A 14,016-nucleotide genomic window follows, 5' to 3' on the forward strand; every position below is an offset into this window, starting at 1 on the left:
CAGGGTGGGCCCAGGGCGCGAAAATGCCCCTGATCTGCGCCGTGTGCGCAGGTCAGGGCCATGATCACTATTCCTACTTCTTCTTGCCCTGGTTCTTGACGGCCTCGATGGCGGCCGCCGCGGCCTCCGGGTCGAGGTAGGTGCCGCCCGGGTTGAGGGGCTTGAAGTTCTCGTCCAGCTCGTAGGCGAGCGGGATGCCCGTCGGGATGTTGAGGCCCGCGATGTCGGCGTCCGAGATGCCGTCCAGGTGCTTCACCAGGGCGCGGAGGCTGTTGCCGTGGGCGGCGACCAGGACCGTGCGGCCGGCGAGGAGGTCCGGGACGATCGAGTCGTACCAGTAGGGGAGCATCCGCTCGACGACGTCCTTGAGGCACTCGGTCTGCGGGCGCAGCTCCGGCGGGATCGTCTGGTAGCGGGCGTCGTGGGCCTGCGAGTACTCGCTGTCGTCGGACAGGGCCGGCGGCGGGGTGTCGTACGAGCGGCGCCACAGCATGAACTGCTCCTCGCCGAACTCGGCGAGCGTCTGGGCCTTGTCCTTGCCCTGGAGGGCACCGTAGTGGCGCTCGTTGAGGCGCCACGAGCGGCTGACCGGGATCCAGTGGCGGTCGGCGGCCTCGAGGGCGAGCTGCGCGGTGCGGATGGCGCGCTTCTGGAGGGAGGTGTGCAGCACGTCGGGCAGCAGGCCGGCGTCCTTGAGCAGCTCGCCGCCGCGCGTCGCCTCCTTCTCGCCCTTGGCGGTGAGGTTCACGTCCACCCATCCGGTGAACAGGTTCTTCTCGTTCCACTCGCTCTCGCCGTGGCGGAGGAGGATCAGCTTGTACGGTGCGTCGGCCATGCGTACGAGCCTAATAGACCGCTGACGATTGACGCGCGTCGTCAATTCGCTGGCGTCCGACGTATGAGATGCGTAAGTTACGTGAGCCGGAAGCAGGGCTTACGCACCACAGGGGGCCGCCACACATGTCCATCGATTCGCTCAGACGATCAGCCCGGGCGACGGTCTCCGGCCTCCCGCAGGGCTTCTGGTGGCTCTGGCTGTCGACCCTGGTCAACCGGACCGGGGCCTTCGTCCTGACCTTCCTCTCCCTCTACCTGACCGTCGAGCTCGGACACTCCGCCTGGTTCGCCGGACTCGTCGTCGCCCTCCACGGCCTCGGGGGCGTGGCCGGATCCCCGCTCGGCGGCATGCTCACCGACCGCTGGGGCCGCCGCCCCACCATGGTCTCCATGCACCTCGCGGCCGCCGCCTGCGCCGCCGCCCTCGCCGTCGTCACCAGCGCCTGGGCCATCGCCGCCGTCGTCCTCCTCATGGGCGTCGCCATGCAGGCCGTCCGCCCCTCCATCAACGCGACCATCGCCGACATGGTCCCCGCCCACGACGTGCGCCGGGCGTACGCCCTCAACTACTGGGCCCTCAACCTCGGCTTCGCCATCGCCTCCATCGGCGGCGGCGCCGCCGCCTTCCTCGGCTACCGCACCCTCTTCGTCGTCGACGCCGTCGCCACCACCCTCTGCGCCGTCATCGTCTTCCTCCGGCTCCCCGAGACCCGCCCCGAGGCCGCCGTCGACCGGCAGGGCGAGCCGGTCGCCGAGGAGAAGGTCAGCATGCTCACCGTGCTGCGCGACGCGCCCTTCCGCACGCTCGTCCTCCTCAACCTCCTCGTCTGCCTGGTCTTCACCGCCCCCTGGATCGGCCTGCCGCTCACCATGGCGGACCAGGGCCTCTCCCCCTCCTCGTACGGCGTCGTCATCGCCGTCAACGGCATCGTGATCGTCGGCTTCCAGCTGCTCGTCAACAAGCTGACCGACAAGCGCTCGCCGGTGCTCCTGCTGACCCTCTCGGCCCTGCTCTTCGCCGTCGGCACCGGGGCCACCGCCCTCGCCGGGTCCCCCGTCGCCTTCGCCGCGACCGTGATCGTCTGGACGGTCGGCGAGATGATCCATGTCCCGACGAACGCCGCCGCCACCGCCCGCCTCGCCCCCGAGCACGCCCGGGGCCGCTACCAGGGCGTGATGGGCATGTCCTGGGCCGTCGCCGGTTTCGTCGCCCCGATCGGCGCCGGCGCGATCGTCGGCGGCCCCGGTCCCGACGTCCTGTGGGCCGCGACCACCGCGATCGGCGCCGTCGCCGCCGTCGGCTACTTCACCCGACTGCGGAAGGCCCTCTCCGAGGAGACCGAGAAGGACGCCGTCACCGCCGCGCCCGTCTCCGAGGGCACCTCGGCCTCCTCCGCCGTCAGCGCCTGACCCGGTCGCCGTCGTAGGCCGCCCAGCCGGCCAGGGCGAACCCCTCCCCCTCCCTGCGCACTTCGGCGGCGCCCGCCCCGCCGAAGTGCGCGGGGACGACCAGTTCCCGCGCGTCGGCGGCCCGTTCGAGGATCCGGCGGCGGCTGGCCGCCGCCCCGGCCGCGTCCAGGCAGAAGCAGCCGGCGCGCGCCGGGTCGAGGATCTGCACCGGGCTGTGGAGGAGGTCGCCGACGAAGACCGCGCGGTCGGTCCCGGAGGCCAGCCGCAGCACGGCGGAGCCCGGCGTGTGACCGGGCGCCGACTCCAGGGCGAGGTTCTCGTCGATGCGGTGGGACCCGTCCCAGAGCGTGATCCGACCGGCGCGGTGCACGGGCGCCACGCTGTCCCCGTAGACCAGCCGGTCCTCCTCGCGGAGGCCGCCGCCGTACGCGTTCGCCGGGCCGAAGTGGAAGTCGTCGGCGGCCGGGAGGAGGTAGCGGGCGTTCGGGAACGTCGGCACCCACTCCCCCGCCCCTTCCGCGTACCGCGTGTTCCAGCCGACGTGGTCCGCGTGCAGGTGGGTGTTGACGACGACGTCCACGTCCTCGGGCCTGATGCCCGCCCCCTCCAGACGGCCGAGGAGACCGTCCCGCCGCCGGTGGAAGTGCGGCGACTGCGGCCGCTCCCGTCCGTCGCCCACCCCGGTGTCGACCAGGACGGTCCGCCCCCCGCTGCGCAGCACCCAGGTCTGCAGCGCCATGACCGCGCTGTCGCTCTCCGGCGCCCAGTGGTCCGGCGCCAGCCACTCCTCGTTCTCCCTCCACACCTCGGCCCCGGCGTCCGGGACGAGGGTGCGGGCGGGCGCGAACGGCCCCTGCCACTCGACGATCCGGATGACCTCGACGTCCCCCAGGACGATGCTCTGTGCGCTCTCGTTCGTCATGCGACCGACAGTAGGGAGGGGCGGCTGAGCCCCTCAATGCTCGTTCCGCTCTTCCCGATGCGCGGAAAGCTCATCCTCCGCCGACCGGAGCGGCGGTACGCTCCCGGCCATGGACGTGGTGAGCGACGCGATCGCGGCCGTACGCGTCGGACGGCCGTCCTCCGAACGGGTGCGGGTCACCGGGCGCTGGTGCGCGCGGTTCGATCCGTACGAAGGGGCCGGCTTCCACGTCGTCCTCAGGGGCGGCTGCTGGCTGCTGCCCGACGGCGGCGAACCGGTCGTGCTCGGCGCGGGCGACGCGGTGCTACTGCCGCACGGCACCGGCCACGTCATCGCCGACGCGCCCGCCGACGCGGCGACGGCCGCCCGGGCGGTGCCCTTCGAGCGGTGGGCCGACGGAGGCCTTCCGCGCCCGCCCCGGACGACCGACGGCGGGCACGAGGTCGAGATGCTGTGCGGCAAGTACCGGCTCGACCGCAGCCGTGCGCACCCCCTGCTCGCGGAGCTCCCGCCGCTCGTGCACCTGCCGGCCCGGCCCGACGGCGACGCCGGACTCGGGGCCGCCCTCGCCCTCCTGGCGGGCGAACTGGAGGAACAGCGGCCCGGCGCCTCCCTCGCGCTCCCCAGCCTGCTCGACCTGCTGTTCGTCTACATGGTCCGGGCCTGGATGGCCGAGAGCACGGCCGGGGCGTGGCCGGCGGTCCTGGGCGACCGGGTGGCCGCCGCCGCGCTGCGCGCACTGCACGCAGACCCGGCCGCGCCGTGGACGGTCGGCCGTCTCGCGGCCGAGGCGGGCGTCTCCCGGCCCACCCTGGCCCGCCGCTTCACCGCCCTGGTGGGCCGGCCCCCGATGGCGTACCTCGCCTGGTGGCGGCTGACCCGGGCCGCCGCGCTGCTCCGGGACACCGGGGACCCGCTGGCCGCCGTCGCCCGCCGGGTGGGCTACGGCTCGCCGTACGCCCTGTCCCACGCCTTCCGCCGCGAGTTCGGCGTGGCGCCGGGGCGGTACCGGACGGGACCGGGCGTCAGCTCGCGGGCTTCTGCGTCAGGTTCTTGAACGCGTCGAGGTTGCGGGTCGACTCGCCGCGGGAGACGCGCCACTCGTACTCCCGGCGGATCGCCGACGCGAAGCCCAGTTCCAGGAGCGTGTTGAAGTCGCCGTCCGCCGCCTCCAGGACCGAGCCGAGCAGCCGGTCCAGCTCCTCCGGCGTGACGGCGGAGAGCGGGAGCTTGCCGGCGAGGTAGACGTCGCCGAGGCCGTCGACCGCGTAACTCACCCCGTACAGCCTGAGGTTGCGCTCCAGGAGCCAGCGGTGGACGCCCGCCTCGTTCTCGTCGGGGTGCCGGATGACGAAGGCGTTCAGGGAGAGGGAGTGGCGGCCCACGCGGAGCGACAGGGTGGTGAACAGCTTGCGCGTGCCCGGGAGCTTCACGACGTACGAGCCGGGCTCCGGGGACTCCCAGTCCAGCTCCGCGTCGTTGAACGTGTCCTCGATGATCCGCCGAACGTCCTCAGCCATGGTGCGAGCGTACGCGACGGCGGTTCTCGCGCAGCCGGTGGTCGTGCATGGCGGCCGTGTACACGTCCGCCGTGCCCGAGGCCGCCGTGTCCCAGCCGAAGGAGCCGGCGTGCAGCGCCGCCGCCTCCCCCATCCGGGCCGACAGCGACGGGTCCGCCACGAACCGGCCGAGCGCCCTGGCGTAGTCCGCCGGGTCGTGCCCCTGCACGAGGAAGCCGGTCACGTCGTCCCGTACGGCCACGGGCAGGCCGCCGACCGCCGCCGCGACGACCGGGGTGCCGGCCGCCTGCGCCTCGATCGCGACCAGGCCGAAGGACTCGCTGTACGAGGGCATGACGAGGACGCTCGCCGCGCGGAACCAGTCGGCCAGCCGGTCCTGCCCCACCGGCGGGTGGAAGCGCACGACGTCCGAGATGCCGAGCCTGGCGGCCAGCTTCTGCAGCTGCTCCGGCTTGGCCAGGCCGCTGCCGCTGGGGCCGCCGACCACCGGGACGACCATCCGGGAGCGGAGGGAGGGGTCCTGCTCCAGGAGCCGGGCGGCGGCGCGCAGCAGGATGTCCGGGGCCTTCAGCGGCTGTATCCGGCCGGCGAAGACGGGGATGAACGCGTCCTGCGGCAGCCCGAGCCGGGCGCGGGCCGCGGCGCGTCCGTCGGCGGGGCGGAAGTGGTCGAGGTTGACGCCCGGGTGCACGACGGCGATCTTGCCGGGGTCGGCCTCGTAGAAGCGGGCGAGCTCGTCGGCCTCCTCCGCGGTGTTGGCGATCAGCCGGTCCGCGGCGGAGACGATCTGCGTCTCGCCGATCACCCGGGCCGCGGGCTCGGGCGTGTCGCCCTCGGCGAGCGCGGCGTTCTTGACCTTCGCCATGGTGTGCATGGCGTGGACGAGCGGGACGCCCCAGCGCTCGGCGGCGAGCCAGCCGACGTGGCCGGAGAGCCAGTAGTGGGAGTGGACGAGGTCGTAGTGGCCGGGGCGGTGGCCCGCCCACGCCTGCATCACGCCGTGGGTGAAGGCGCAGAGCTGCGCCGGCAGCTCCTCCTTGGCCAGGCCCTCGTACGGGCCGGCGTCCACGTGCCGGACGAGCACGCCCGGCGTCAGCTCGACGACCGGCGGGAGGCCGCCGGTGGTGGCCCGGGTGAAGATCTCCACCTCGATGTCGATGGCGGCGAGTCGTTTCGCCAGCTCGACGATGTAGACGTTCATGCCGCCCGCGTCCCCCGTGCCGGGCTGGTGCAGCGGCGAAGTGTGGACGCTGAGCATGGCCACGCGCCGGGGGGTGCGGTGCCGGCCGGGGAGCCGGAGCCTGGTCGGCGCCGGGTGCCGGTGCCGGGTACCGGCGAACCGGGACACGTACTGGCTCACGTCGGCGGTCCTTCCGCTCGGGGGCCGCTCACGGGCCCCGGGGCTGAGCTGAGCTGGGCGGGCATGGCAGGTGGAGGACGCGGTACGTCCTCCAGCCGCGACAACACCGGAATGGTCCCTTTCATTTCCGGCAGAAGGGGTGCTTTGCCAATTCGTTGCCGGGGCCACCGTCCGGGGCGGGCCCTCCGGGCCGGACGGAGGGGAAGCGGGCCCCCTCGCTCCGGGCGGGAGGGAGCGCTCCGGGCGGGAGGGAGCAGGCGCCCTCACGTCCGGGGCCGGCCCCTTCCCCGCACCCCTTACGCTCATGGCATGGCCCCGCGCACCACCCGCCCCGTCGGCACCCCGACCCGCGGGACCACCAACCCGAACCGGCTGCGCCGCATGGACCGCTGGATCGCCGCCGTCCACGGCCCCGCCCTGCGCCGCTTCCCCGAGCCGCCGCTCGCCGTGGACCTCGGATACGGGGCCGCCCCCTGGACCGCCGTGGAGCTCCTGGCCCGGCTGCGCACCGTCGAGCCCCGCACCCGCCTCTACGGCATCGAGATCGAGCCGGCCAGGGTCGAGGCCGCGAAGCCGTACGAGCGGGAGGGCCTCTCCTTCCTGCACGGCGGCTTCGAGGTGCCGGTGCCCGGCCCGGTCGCCCTGATCCGGGCGGCGAACGTGCTGCGCCAGTACGACGAGGAGCAGGTCGCGGCCGTCTGGGCGAGGCTCTGCGGGCGGCTGGCGCCCGGCGGGCTGCTCGTGGAGGGGACCTGCGACGAGATCGGCCGCCGGCACGTGTGGGTGGCGCTCGACGCGGACGGGCCGCGCACGGTGACCTTCGCGACCCGGCTCGGCTCGCTCGACCGGCCCTCGGACCTCGCGGAGCGGCTGCCGAAGGCGCTGATCCACCGGAACGTGCCGGGCGAGCCGGTGCACGCCTTCCTGCGGGACTTCGACCGGGCGTGGGCGGCGGCCGCCCCGTACGCCTCGCTGGGCGCGCGGCAGCGGTGGATCCGCTCCGTCCGCGACCTCGCGGCGGACTGGCCGCTGACGGACGGCCCGCGCCGCTGGCGGCAGGGCGAGGTGACGGTGCGCTGGGAGGCGCTGGCGCCACGCGGGTGACGGCGCGTCCGCGGGAGCGCCCTCCGGGTTTTCCCCGCTTCTCCCAACTCCCGCTGAATTTCCCGTACGGAGGGAACGCCACACGCACCTCACTCGTCCCCCGTGAGGGGGATGGGCCCGGCAGGCCCCGGTTTCCCCTGTCGCTTTCCGGTTTCGCATGGCACTATCGCCAGGTCACCATCAAGTTACTGACGGTAAATCAGATTTGGGTCACTCGAGGGGGAGCTCGTGAACCGACGCCGCCACGCCACTGCCGCGATCACCGTGATCTGCGCCCTGACCGTGCTGGCCTCTCCCGCACTGACCCTCCAGGCCTCCGCCGCGCCGCTCCCGCCTCCCCCTCCGAAGAAGAGCCTGGAGGAGGTGCGCGCGGAGATCGACGACCTGTACCGGAAGGCCGCCGTCGCCACCGACGCGTACAACCTCGCCGAGGAGAAGACGGAGGAGCAGTCCGCCGAGATCGTCCGGCTCGCCCGGATGATCGTGGACGGCCGGGAGAAGATCGAGGACCTCAAGGCCAGGGCCGGCGCCGCCGCCCGCGCCCAGTACCGCAACGGCGGGCTCCCGGAGGGCGCGCAGCTCGTCCTCACGAACGACCCCCAGCTCTTCCTCGACGCCACCGGACGGCTCAAGGCCGGCGCGAAGGCCACCCACGACCTCCTGGGCGAGATGACCCGCGCCCAGGCCGAGTTGGACACCTACGCCAAGGACGCCAGCGTCAACTGGACCAAGCTGGAGGCCAACCGCGTCCGGCAGGCGAAGGCGAAGAAGGAGATCAACGACAGGATCGCCGCCGCCGAGAAGCTGGAGTCCGAGCTCGCCGCCGAGGAGCGCGAGCGGCTGCGGCTCCTGGAGGAGCAGGCCCAGAACAGGGCCCAGACGACCTGGCTCGGCACCGGCGTCCTCAAGGGCCTGCGGGAGGACGCGACCCTGGAGGGCAGGAAGGCGGTCGAGTTCGCGACGGCCCAGATCGGCAAGCCGTACGTCTGGGGCGCCGAGGGGCCGCGCTCGTACGACTGCTCCGGGCTGACCCAGCGCGCCTGGGGCGAGGCCGGCCTGGGCATCCCGCGCACCTCGCAGGAGCAGTGGCGGCTCCTCCCGCACGTGGACGTCAAGGACATGCGGCCCGGCGACCTGATCGTCTACTTCAAGGACGCGAGCCACATCGGGATGTACGTCGGGAACGGGATGATCGTGCACGCGCCGCGCCCGGGGCGGAACGTGACCCTCGCGGGCGCGGGCTCGATGGAGATCCTGGGAGTGGTCCGCCCCTCGTGAGCGCCCGCCCGTCGTGACCCGCTCCCGCGTGACACGAGCCACCTTGGCGGCCCGACGGGCGTGACGGGAGCCACGTCCGGGGCGTGACGGGCACCACGTCCGGGGCGTGACGTTTCTCATGGGACCGGGGCCCCGTCCGGCACCGTACGGGGGCAAGTACCTCCCCTTCCGCGGCATATGCCAAGCACGGCACGCCCTCTCACAGGCTGATCACCATTCCGCTGCGCACCGCCCTACCGCTATGGTCCGGGACGGGCGGGACGCCACCCGGCGCCCTGCGCACCCTCGGGGGAGGGAAGGAAACCCGGACCGATGCCCGTATCCGTACCGCGTCAGAGAAACGTCTCTGCCGCTGCGGGACCCGGCGACGCCACCCCAATGGACGCCACTCCCATGACAGGCACAGTCACAGGCACCGACCGCACCGATCTCACCCTCCTGGTCGTCGAGGACGACCCGGCGGGTGCCCTTGCCGTGCCCGAACTGCTCGACGCGGCCGACGCCGCCGGCACCCGGGTCCGCATCCGTACCGCCCGGAACCTCACCGAGGCCGAGCGGCTCCTCACCGACGACGTCCACTGCGTCCTCGTCGACCTCTCCCTGCCCGGCCCCCGGGCCGCCGCCGGCGACGACCCGCTCGCCCCGCTGCGCCACATCCTGCGCCTCGCCCCGCGCCACGCCGTCCTCGCGCTCGCGGCCTCCGCGGACGCCGAGCTGGCGGCCGAGGCGGTACGCGTCGGAGCCCAGGACCACCTCTTCCGCGAGGAGCTCGACGGGCGGCTGCTCAGCCGGGCCATCCGCTACGCCGTCGAACGCAAGCGGGCCGACGCCGTCCAGGTGAAGCTCGCCGAGTCCCGGCTGCGCGCCCAGGAGAACGCCCGGCTGGAGCGCGGCCTGCTGCCGACCCCGCTCCTGGAGGGCTCCGACCTGCGGTTCGCCTCCCGCTACCGGCCCGGCCGCTCCCGCGCCCTGCTCGGCGGCGACTTCTACGACACCGTCCGCACCCCCGACGGCACCGTCCACGCCATGATCGGCGACGTCTGCGGGCACGGCCCCGACGAGGCCGCGCTCGGCGTCGAGCTGCGGATCGCCTGGCGGGCCCTGACCTTCGCGGGCCTCTGCGGGGACGAGCTGCTCTCGACGATGCAGCAGGTCCTGGAGCACGAGCGGGAGAGCGACGAGATCTTCGCGACCCTCTGCACCGTCGACATCGCGCCCGACGGGCGCCGGGCCGGACTCTGCCTGGCCGGCCACCCCTCGCCGCTGATCGCCCGGCAGGGGCGGGCCGCGCGCCTCCTCCCGTACGAGGACGGCGGCCCGGCCCTCGGGCTGCTGCCGCGCGCCCGCTGGCCGCGCCGCCAGGTCGAGCTGGGCGGGGCGTGGAGCCTGCTCATGTACACGGACGGGCTCATCGAGGGGCGCTCGGCGGGCCCCGGCTCCCCGCGGCTCGGCCAGGACGGGATGGTCGAGATGATCAACCGCCAGCTGGCCTCGGGCCTGCGGGGCGAGGAGCTCCTGGAGGCGGCCGTGACGGAGGTCCGGTCCCTGAACGGCGGCGAGCTGACGGACGACGTCGCCGTCCTGGCCCTGGAAAGGGACAGGACCCGGGGGTGAGCACCACCCGGGTCCTGTCCGTCGTACCGCTCTACCGGCCGCCGTTGTAGGGGCCGTACGGTCCGTCGCTGCTGGAGCCGCCGCCACGGCGGCCGCCACGGCCTCCGCCGGAGACCTGCGCGAGCGCGGGGCGCACGTCCACCATGAAGACGATGGCGGCGATCAGCCCCGCGATCTGCAGGAACAGCATCGGCAGCAGCAGGTTCAGGGCGAGGTTGATGCCCAGGATGATCAGCCAGAACTTCTTGGTCTGCTTGTCGGCGGCCCGGTAGGCGTCCTCGCGCGCCATGGCGGCGAAGACGAGCGCGGCGACGGCGAAGCCGGTGAAGACCAGGAAGATCACCAGGGAGAGAAGGGAGTCGAATCCCGCGCGCAACATGCTGAGCACCGCCTAGTGGGGATGGAGAGAGAGCGCCTCGCGGTCAAGGTACCCGGTACAACGCACCGGGTACCCCCATTGGTGCCCGCCCTACTCCGTCTCGGCGGCGACGGCCGCCTTCTTGGCGGAGGTCCTGCGGGCGGTGGTCTTCCGCGCGGGCGCCTTCCCGGCCTCGGCGCCCTCGTCGGCCTTGGCCTCGGACTCCGCCGCGGCCCCGGCCTCCTGCTCCGGCTTCCGCGCGGGCTCCGGCTCGACGACGACGGCGATCTCGGTGATCTCCTCGGCGACCTCGCCGCGCCAGGCCCGGACGGCCTCCTCGCCGTGCGCGGCGACCTCCTCGTACTTCTCGCGGGCCTTGACCGCGTACTCGGCGGCGACGCCGACCCCGCGCAGGGCCAGGTCCTGGGCGGTCTCGCCGAGCTTCTTGAGGTCGGTGTCGAGGCCGCCGACGACCTCGGCGAACTTCGACTGCACGGTGGCCTGGGCCTCCTTGGCCTGCGCGGTCACCTTCTCCTGCACGACCTTCGGGTCCGTCTTCCGTACGGCGTCGATGCGCGCGGGCGCCTCGGCGGCGAGCTGCTCGATCAGGCCGGGAACCTTCCGGGCCTGCCGCACGGCGAGGTCGGCGGTGCCGGCGGCGAAGTAGAGGGGGGTACGCAGTTCGTCGATGATGGCCATGCTGGTGGTCCTCCCGGATGTGACGTACTGGGGCGTACTAGCTCGAAGGCGGCACGGCGTCCTCGTCGGCCGCGGCGGCGTCGGCGGCGTTCTCCTTGCGGAAGGAGTCGTAGATCTGGAGCAGCACCTGCTTCTGCCGCTCGTTGATCGAGGGATCGGCCAGGATGACGGCGCGCGTCTCCAGCTCCTCCCGCTCCTTCTCGTCGAGGATCCCGGCCCGTACGTAGAGCGTCTCGGCGGAGATCCGCAGCGCCTTCGCGACCTGCTGCAGGACCTCGGCGCTGGGCTTGCGCAGCCCGCGCTCGATCTGGCTGAGGTACGGATTCGACACCCCGGCGGCGTCGGCGAGCTGTCGCAGGGAGAGCTGCGCGGTCCGCCGCTGCTCGCGGAGGTACTCGCCGAGATTGCCGACGTTGAGCGATGCCATGCCCCGACCATGCCAGCCGTTGCTAACTTTTGCAAGCAGCCGCTTGCAAAAGTCGCGGCCGGGGCGGGGCGGGCCGTGCCATGCTGGAGGCGTGGATCTTGACGACCTGAAACGACTGCGCCGCGCGCGGGACACGATGGACCGCGACTACGCGTCGCCACTGGACGTCCCGGCCCTGGCCAGGGTCGCCCTGATGTCCACGGGGCACTTCGCCCGCAGCTTCCGCGCCGCCTTCGGCGAGACGCCGTACAGCTACCTCATGACCCGCCGCGTCGAGCGGGCGAAGGCACTGCTGCGACGGGGGGACCTGAGCGTGACCGAGGTCTGCTTCGAGGTCGGCTGCACCTCGCTCGGGTCGTTCAGCTCGCGCTTCACCGAACTGGTCGGCGAGACGCCGAGCGCGTACCGCGCGCGGAGCCACGACACGCGGAGCCACGAGGAGGACGCCGCGATCCCCGCGTGCGTCGCCAAGGTGCTCACCCGGCCGGTGAAGAACGGCGGACCCGCGCGCGGCGCCGAACCGGTCAGGAACGGAGAAGCGGGTCCGAGCGCCTCGCCGTAGCGTCGACGGCATGAACGACATCAAGCTCTCGCAGTGCTTCATCACCGTCGACGACGCCGACGAGGCGCTCGTCTTCTACCGCGACGCCCTCGGCCTGGAGGTCCGCAACGACGTCGGCTACGAGGGGATGCGCTGGGTGACCCTCGGCTCGCCCGCGCAGCCGGACGTGGCGGTCGTCCTCGAGACCCCGCTCCCCGATCCGGGCGCCTCGGAGGCCGACCGCCGGGCGGTCACGGACCTGCTCGCCAAGGGCCTGCTGCGCGGCGTGATCTTCTCCACCGACGACGTCGACGCCACCTTCGAGCGCGTCCGGGCGGCCGGCGGCGAGGTGCTCCAGGAGCCGGTCGACCAGCACTACGGCGTCCGCGACTGCGCCTTCCGCGACCCGGCCGGCAACATGATCCGCTTCGCCCGGCCCAAGGGCTGACCCCTCCGGCCCGACAGCCGGACCACCGGCCGGTGCGGGCGCGGTGAGGGCCGGGGTGCCGACCGCCTTCGCGCAGATCGCGAAGACCTTCAGGGTGCCCGGGTCGCTGGTGTCGGCGTTCGTGGCGAACGCCCACCAGCGCTCCCCGCCGACCGGCCGGGTCGAGTGCAGCAGGTACCGCTCGGCGTGCGAGTCGCCCGCGACCACGGTGGCGCCGCACCGCGCGATCCGCGTCGCGGGCGGGGCGCAGCCGTGCCAGCATGGACCGAGGTCCAACGGGGAGGAAGAACATGACAGTTGACGAGCGGCGACGACGGGCGGACGTCCTCGACGAGACGGCGGCCCCGGGGCCGGGACGCTTCACCGGACCCGCGACCGGGGACGAACTGCCCATGCTCGCCGGGTTCCTCGCGGACCAGCGGGCGACCCTGGTGCTGAAGTGCGCGGGCCTGGGGGAGGAGTTGGCCCACCGGTCCGTGGAGCCGTCGACCCTGTCCCTCCTGGGCCTGGTCCGGCACCTGGCCGACGTGGAGCGCCACTGGTTCCGCGAGATCCTCGCCGGCCAGAAGGACGCACGCCCCCTCTTCTCCTCGCCGGCCTCCCCCGACGGGGACTTCGACGAGGCCTCGGCCGGCCCGGCGGCCGTCGCGGAGGCCTGGGAGGCCTGGCGGGCGGCGGTGGACTTCGCCGACCGCTTCACGGCGGAGGCCCCGCACCTCGACGTCACGGGCGAGGACGAGTGGCGGGGCGAGGTCTCGCTGCGCTGGGTCCTGATCCACATGATCGAGGAGTACGCCCGCCACAACGGCCACGCGGACCTCCTGCGCGAACGCATCGACGGGACGCGGGGCGTGTGATCCCGGACCCAGCTCAACCCCGGGCCCCCGCTCCACCCCGGGCGCCCGCTCCACCCCGGGCGCCCGCTCGTCCGCTTCGTGATCGTCCGTGACGGATCGGTTCTCGTTACGCTGGCGGACATGACTTCCATGGCCCCCGCCCGCACCGAGCCCGACCTCTCCTACCTCCTCGACCACACCAGCCACGTCCTGCGGACGCGGATGGCGGCCGCGCTCGGGGAGATCGGGCTCACCGCGCGGATGCACTGCGTGCTGGTGCACGCCCTGGAGGAGGAGCGGACGCAGGCGCAGCTCGCCGAGATCGGGGACATGGACAAGACCACGATGGTGGTGACCGTGGACGCCCTGGAGAAGGCCGGGCTCGCCGAGCGCAGGCCGTCGACCACCGACCGCCGGGCCCGGATCATCGCGGTGACCGAGGCGGGGGCGCGGGTCGCGCGGGAGAGCCAGAAGATCGTGGACGGGGTGCACGAGGGCGCCCTCTCCTCGCTGCCCGACGACGAGCGCGAGGTGCTGGTGCGCGCCCTCGGCCGGCTGGCCGCCGGGCATCTGGAGGCGCCCGTCGAGAGCCCCCGGCCCGCCCGCCGGGCCCGCCAGCGGGCATGAGCCCGAACTCCTCCCGTAAAAAATAGTCTGCAACA

The 14,016-nt window shown here is 73.5% G+C and carries 16 protein-coding genes; 9 read left to right on the plus strand and 7 right to left on the minus strand.

Annotation, left to right across the window (positions count from 1 at the left end; genetic code table 11):
• Window positions 1-73 precede the first annotated feature (73 nt).
• The gene (locus ACFYUZ_RS10780) at window positions 74-835 is read right to left on the minus strand and encodes a phosphoglyceromutase (RefSeq protein ID WP_389307612.1); all 762 of its coding nucleotides are present in this window, start codon (window positions 833-835) and stop codon (window positions 74-76) included.
• Between the two features lie 125 nt (window positions 836-960).
• Here ACFYUZ_RS10780 and ACFYUZ_RS10785 point away from each other — a divergent pair, with 125 nt between their 5' ends.
• Window positions 961-2,247 carry an MDR family MFS transporter gene (locus tag ACFYUZ_RS10785; RefSeq protein WP_389307614.1) on the plus strand — a complete coding sequence of 429 codons (1,287 nt, stop codon included), beginning with the start codon at window positions 961-963 and terminating at the stop codon, window positions 2,245-2,247.
• Here the strand turns inward: ACFYUZ_RS10785 and ACFYUZ_RS10790 are convergent.
• A complete protein-coding gene (locus tag ACFYUZ_RS10790; protein ID WP_389307616.1) occupies window positions 2,237-3,169 on the minus strand; it encodes an MBL fold metallo-hydrolase in 933 nt (310 codons plus the stop codon). The two genes, ACFYUZ_RS10785 and ACFYUZ_RS10790, sit on opposite strands and share 11 nt — an antisense overlap.
• A gap of 109 nt (window positions 3,170-3,278) precedes the next feature.
• Here ACFYUZ_RS10790 and ACFYUZ_RS10795 point away from each other — a divergent pair, with 109 nt between their 5' ends.
• Window positions 3,279-4,226 carry an AraC family transcriptional regulator gene (locus tag ACFYUZ_RS10795; RefSeq protein ID WP_389307618.1) on the plus strand — a complete coding sequence of 316 codons (948 nt, stop codon included), beginning with the start codon at window positions 3,279-3,281 and terminating at the stop codon, window positions 4,224-4,226.
• Here ACFYUZ_RS10795 and ACFYUZ_RS10800 read toward each other — a convergent pair.
• Both ACFYUZ_RS10800 and mshA read right to left on the minus strand, forming a co-directional pair.
• Window positions 4,195-4,689, minus strand: a complete 495-nt coding sequence (locus ACFYUZ_RS10800) for a YbjN domain-containing protein (RefSeq protein WP_389307620.1) — start codon at window positions 4,687-4,689, stop codon at window positions 4,195-4,197. The genes ACFYUZ_RS10795 and ACFYUZ_RS10800 overlap by 32 nt on opposite strands.
• Window positions 4,682-6,049, minus strand: coding sequence for a D-inositol-3-phosphate glycosyltransferase (gene mshA / locus ACFYUZ_RS10805; protein WP_389307622.1), 1,368 nt, complete (start codon window positions 6,047-6,049; stop codon window positions 4,682-4,684). Before mshA ends, ACFYUZ_RS10800 begins: the two co-directional genes overlap by 8 nt.
• 309 nt (window positions 6,050-6,358) lie before the next feature.
• Here mshA and ACFYUZ_RS10810 point away from each other — a divergent pair, with 309 nt between their 5' ends.
• The 3 genes from ACFYUZ_RS10810 (at window position 6,359) to ACFYUZ_RS10820 (ending at window position 10,045) form a co-directional block, all read left to right on the plus strand.
• Window positions 6,359-7,153 (plus strand): class I SAM-dependent methyltransferase, encoded by a 795-nt coding sequence (locus tag ACFYUZ_RS10810; protein ID WP_389307624.1) that lies wholly within the window; start codon window positions 6,359-6,361, stop codon window positions 7,151-7,153.
• A gap of 228 nt (window positions 7,154-7,381) precedes the next feature.
• Entirely contained in the window at window positions 7,382-8,431 is a 1,050-nt protein-coding gene (locus ACFYUZ_RS10815) for a C40 family peptidase (RefSeq protein WP_389307626.1), read from the plus strand.
• A 312-nt stretch (window positions 8,432-8,743) separates the two neighbouring features.
• Complete coding sequence (locus tag ACFYUZ_RS10820; protein WP_389307628.1) at window positions 8,744-10,045, plus strand: PP2C family protein-serine/threonine phosphatase; 1,302 nt, start codon at window positions 8,744-8,746, stop codon at window positions 10,043-10,045.
• A gap of 31 nt (window positions 10,046-10,076) precedes the next feature.
• On the opposite strand, the gene ACFYUZ_RS10825 is transcribed toward ACFYUZ_RS10820, so the two are convergent.
• The 3 genes from ACFYUZ_RS10825 to ACFYUZ_RS10835 all read right to left on the minus strand — a co-directional run bounded on the left by ACFYUZ_RS10825 (window position 10,077) and on the right by ACFYUZ_RS10835 (window position 11,529).
• On the minus strand, window positions 10,077-10,424 hold the full coding sequence (locus ACFYUZ_RS10825; RefSeq protein WP_351180359.1) for a DUF2516 family protein: 348 nt from the start codon (window positions 10,422-10,424) through the stop codon (window positions 10,077-10,079).
• A gap of 90 nt (window positions 10,425-10,514) precedes the next feature.
• Entirely contained in the window at window positions 10,515-11,102 is a 588-nt protein-coding gene (locus ACFYUZ_RS10830) for a hypothetical protein (RefSeq protein ID WP_389307631.1), read from the minus strand.
• Between the two features lie 37 nt (window positions 11,103-11,139).
• The gene (locus tag ACFYUZ_RS10835; protein WP_389307633.1) at window positions 11,140-11,529 is read right to left on the minus strand and encodes a helix-turn-helix domain-containing protein; all 390 of its coding nucleotides are present in this window, start codon (window positions 11,527-11,529) and stop codon (window positions 11,140-11,142) included.
• Between the two features lie 91 nt (window positions 11,530-11,620).
• Here ACFYUZ_RS10835 and ACFYUZ_RS10840 point away from each other — a divergent pair, with 91 nt between their 5' ends.
• The 4 genes from ACFYUZ_RS10840 (at window position 11,621) to ACFYUZ_RS10855 (ending at window position 13,981) form a co-directional block, all read left to right on the plus strand.
• Window positions 11,621-12,091 carry a helix-turn-helix transcriptional regulator gene (locus ACFYUZ_RS10840; protein WP_389307635.1) on the plus strand — a complete coding sequence of 157 codons (471 nt, stop codon included), beginning with the start codon at window positions 11,621-11,623 and terminating at the stop codon, window positions 12,089-12,091.
• A gap of 10 nt (window positions 12,092-12,101) precedes the next feature.
• Complete coding sequence (locus tag ACFYUZ_RS10845) at window positions 12,102-12,518, plus strand: VOC family protein (protein WP_389307637.1); 417 nt, start codon at window positions 12,102-12,104, stop codon at window positions 12,516-12,518.
• A gap of 290 nt (window positions 12,519-12,808) precedes the next feature.
• The gene (locus tag ACFYUZ_RS10850) at window positions 12,809-13,375 is read left to right on the plus strand and encodes a DinB family protein (protein WP_389307639.1); all 567 of its coding nucleotides are present in this window, start codon (window positions 12,809-12,811) and stop codon (window positions 13,373-13,375) included.
• 120 nt (window positions 13,376-13,495) lie between these two features.
• Window positions 13,496-13,981, plus strand: a complete 486-nt coding sequence (locus ACFYUZ_RS10855; RefSeq protein ID WP_389307641.1) for a MarR family winged helix-turn-helix transcriptional regulator — start codon at window positions 13,496-13,498, stop codon at window positions 13,979-13,981.
• Window positions 13,982-14,016: the final 35 nt, after the last annotated feature.

The sequence above is a fragment of the Streptomyces sp. NPDC004266 genome (assembly GCF_042874095.1).
Lineage (GTDB): Bacteria > Actinomycetota > Actinomycetes > Streptomycetales > Streptomycetaceae > Streptomyces.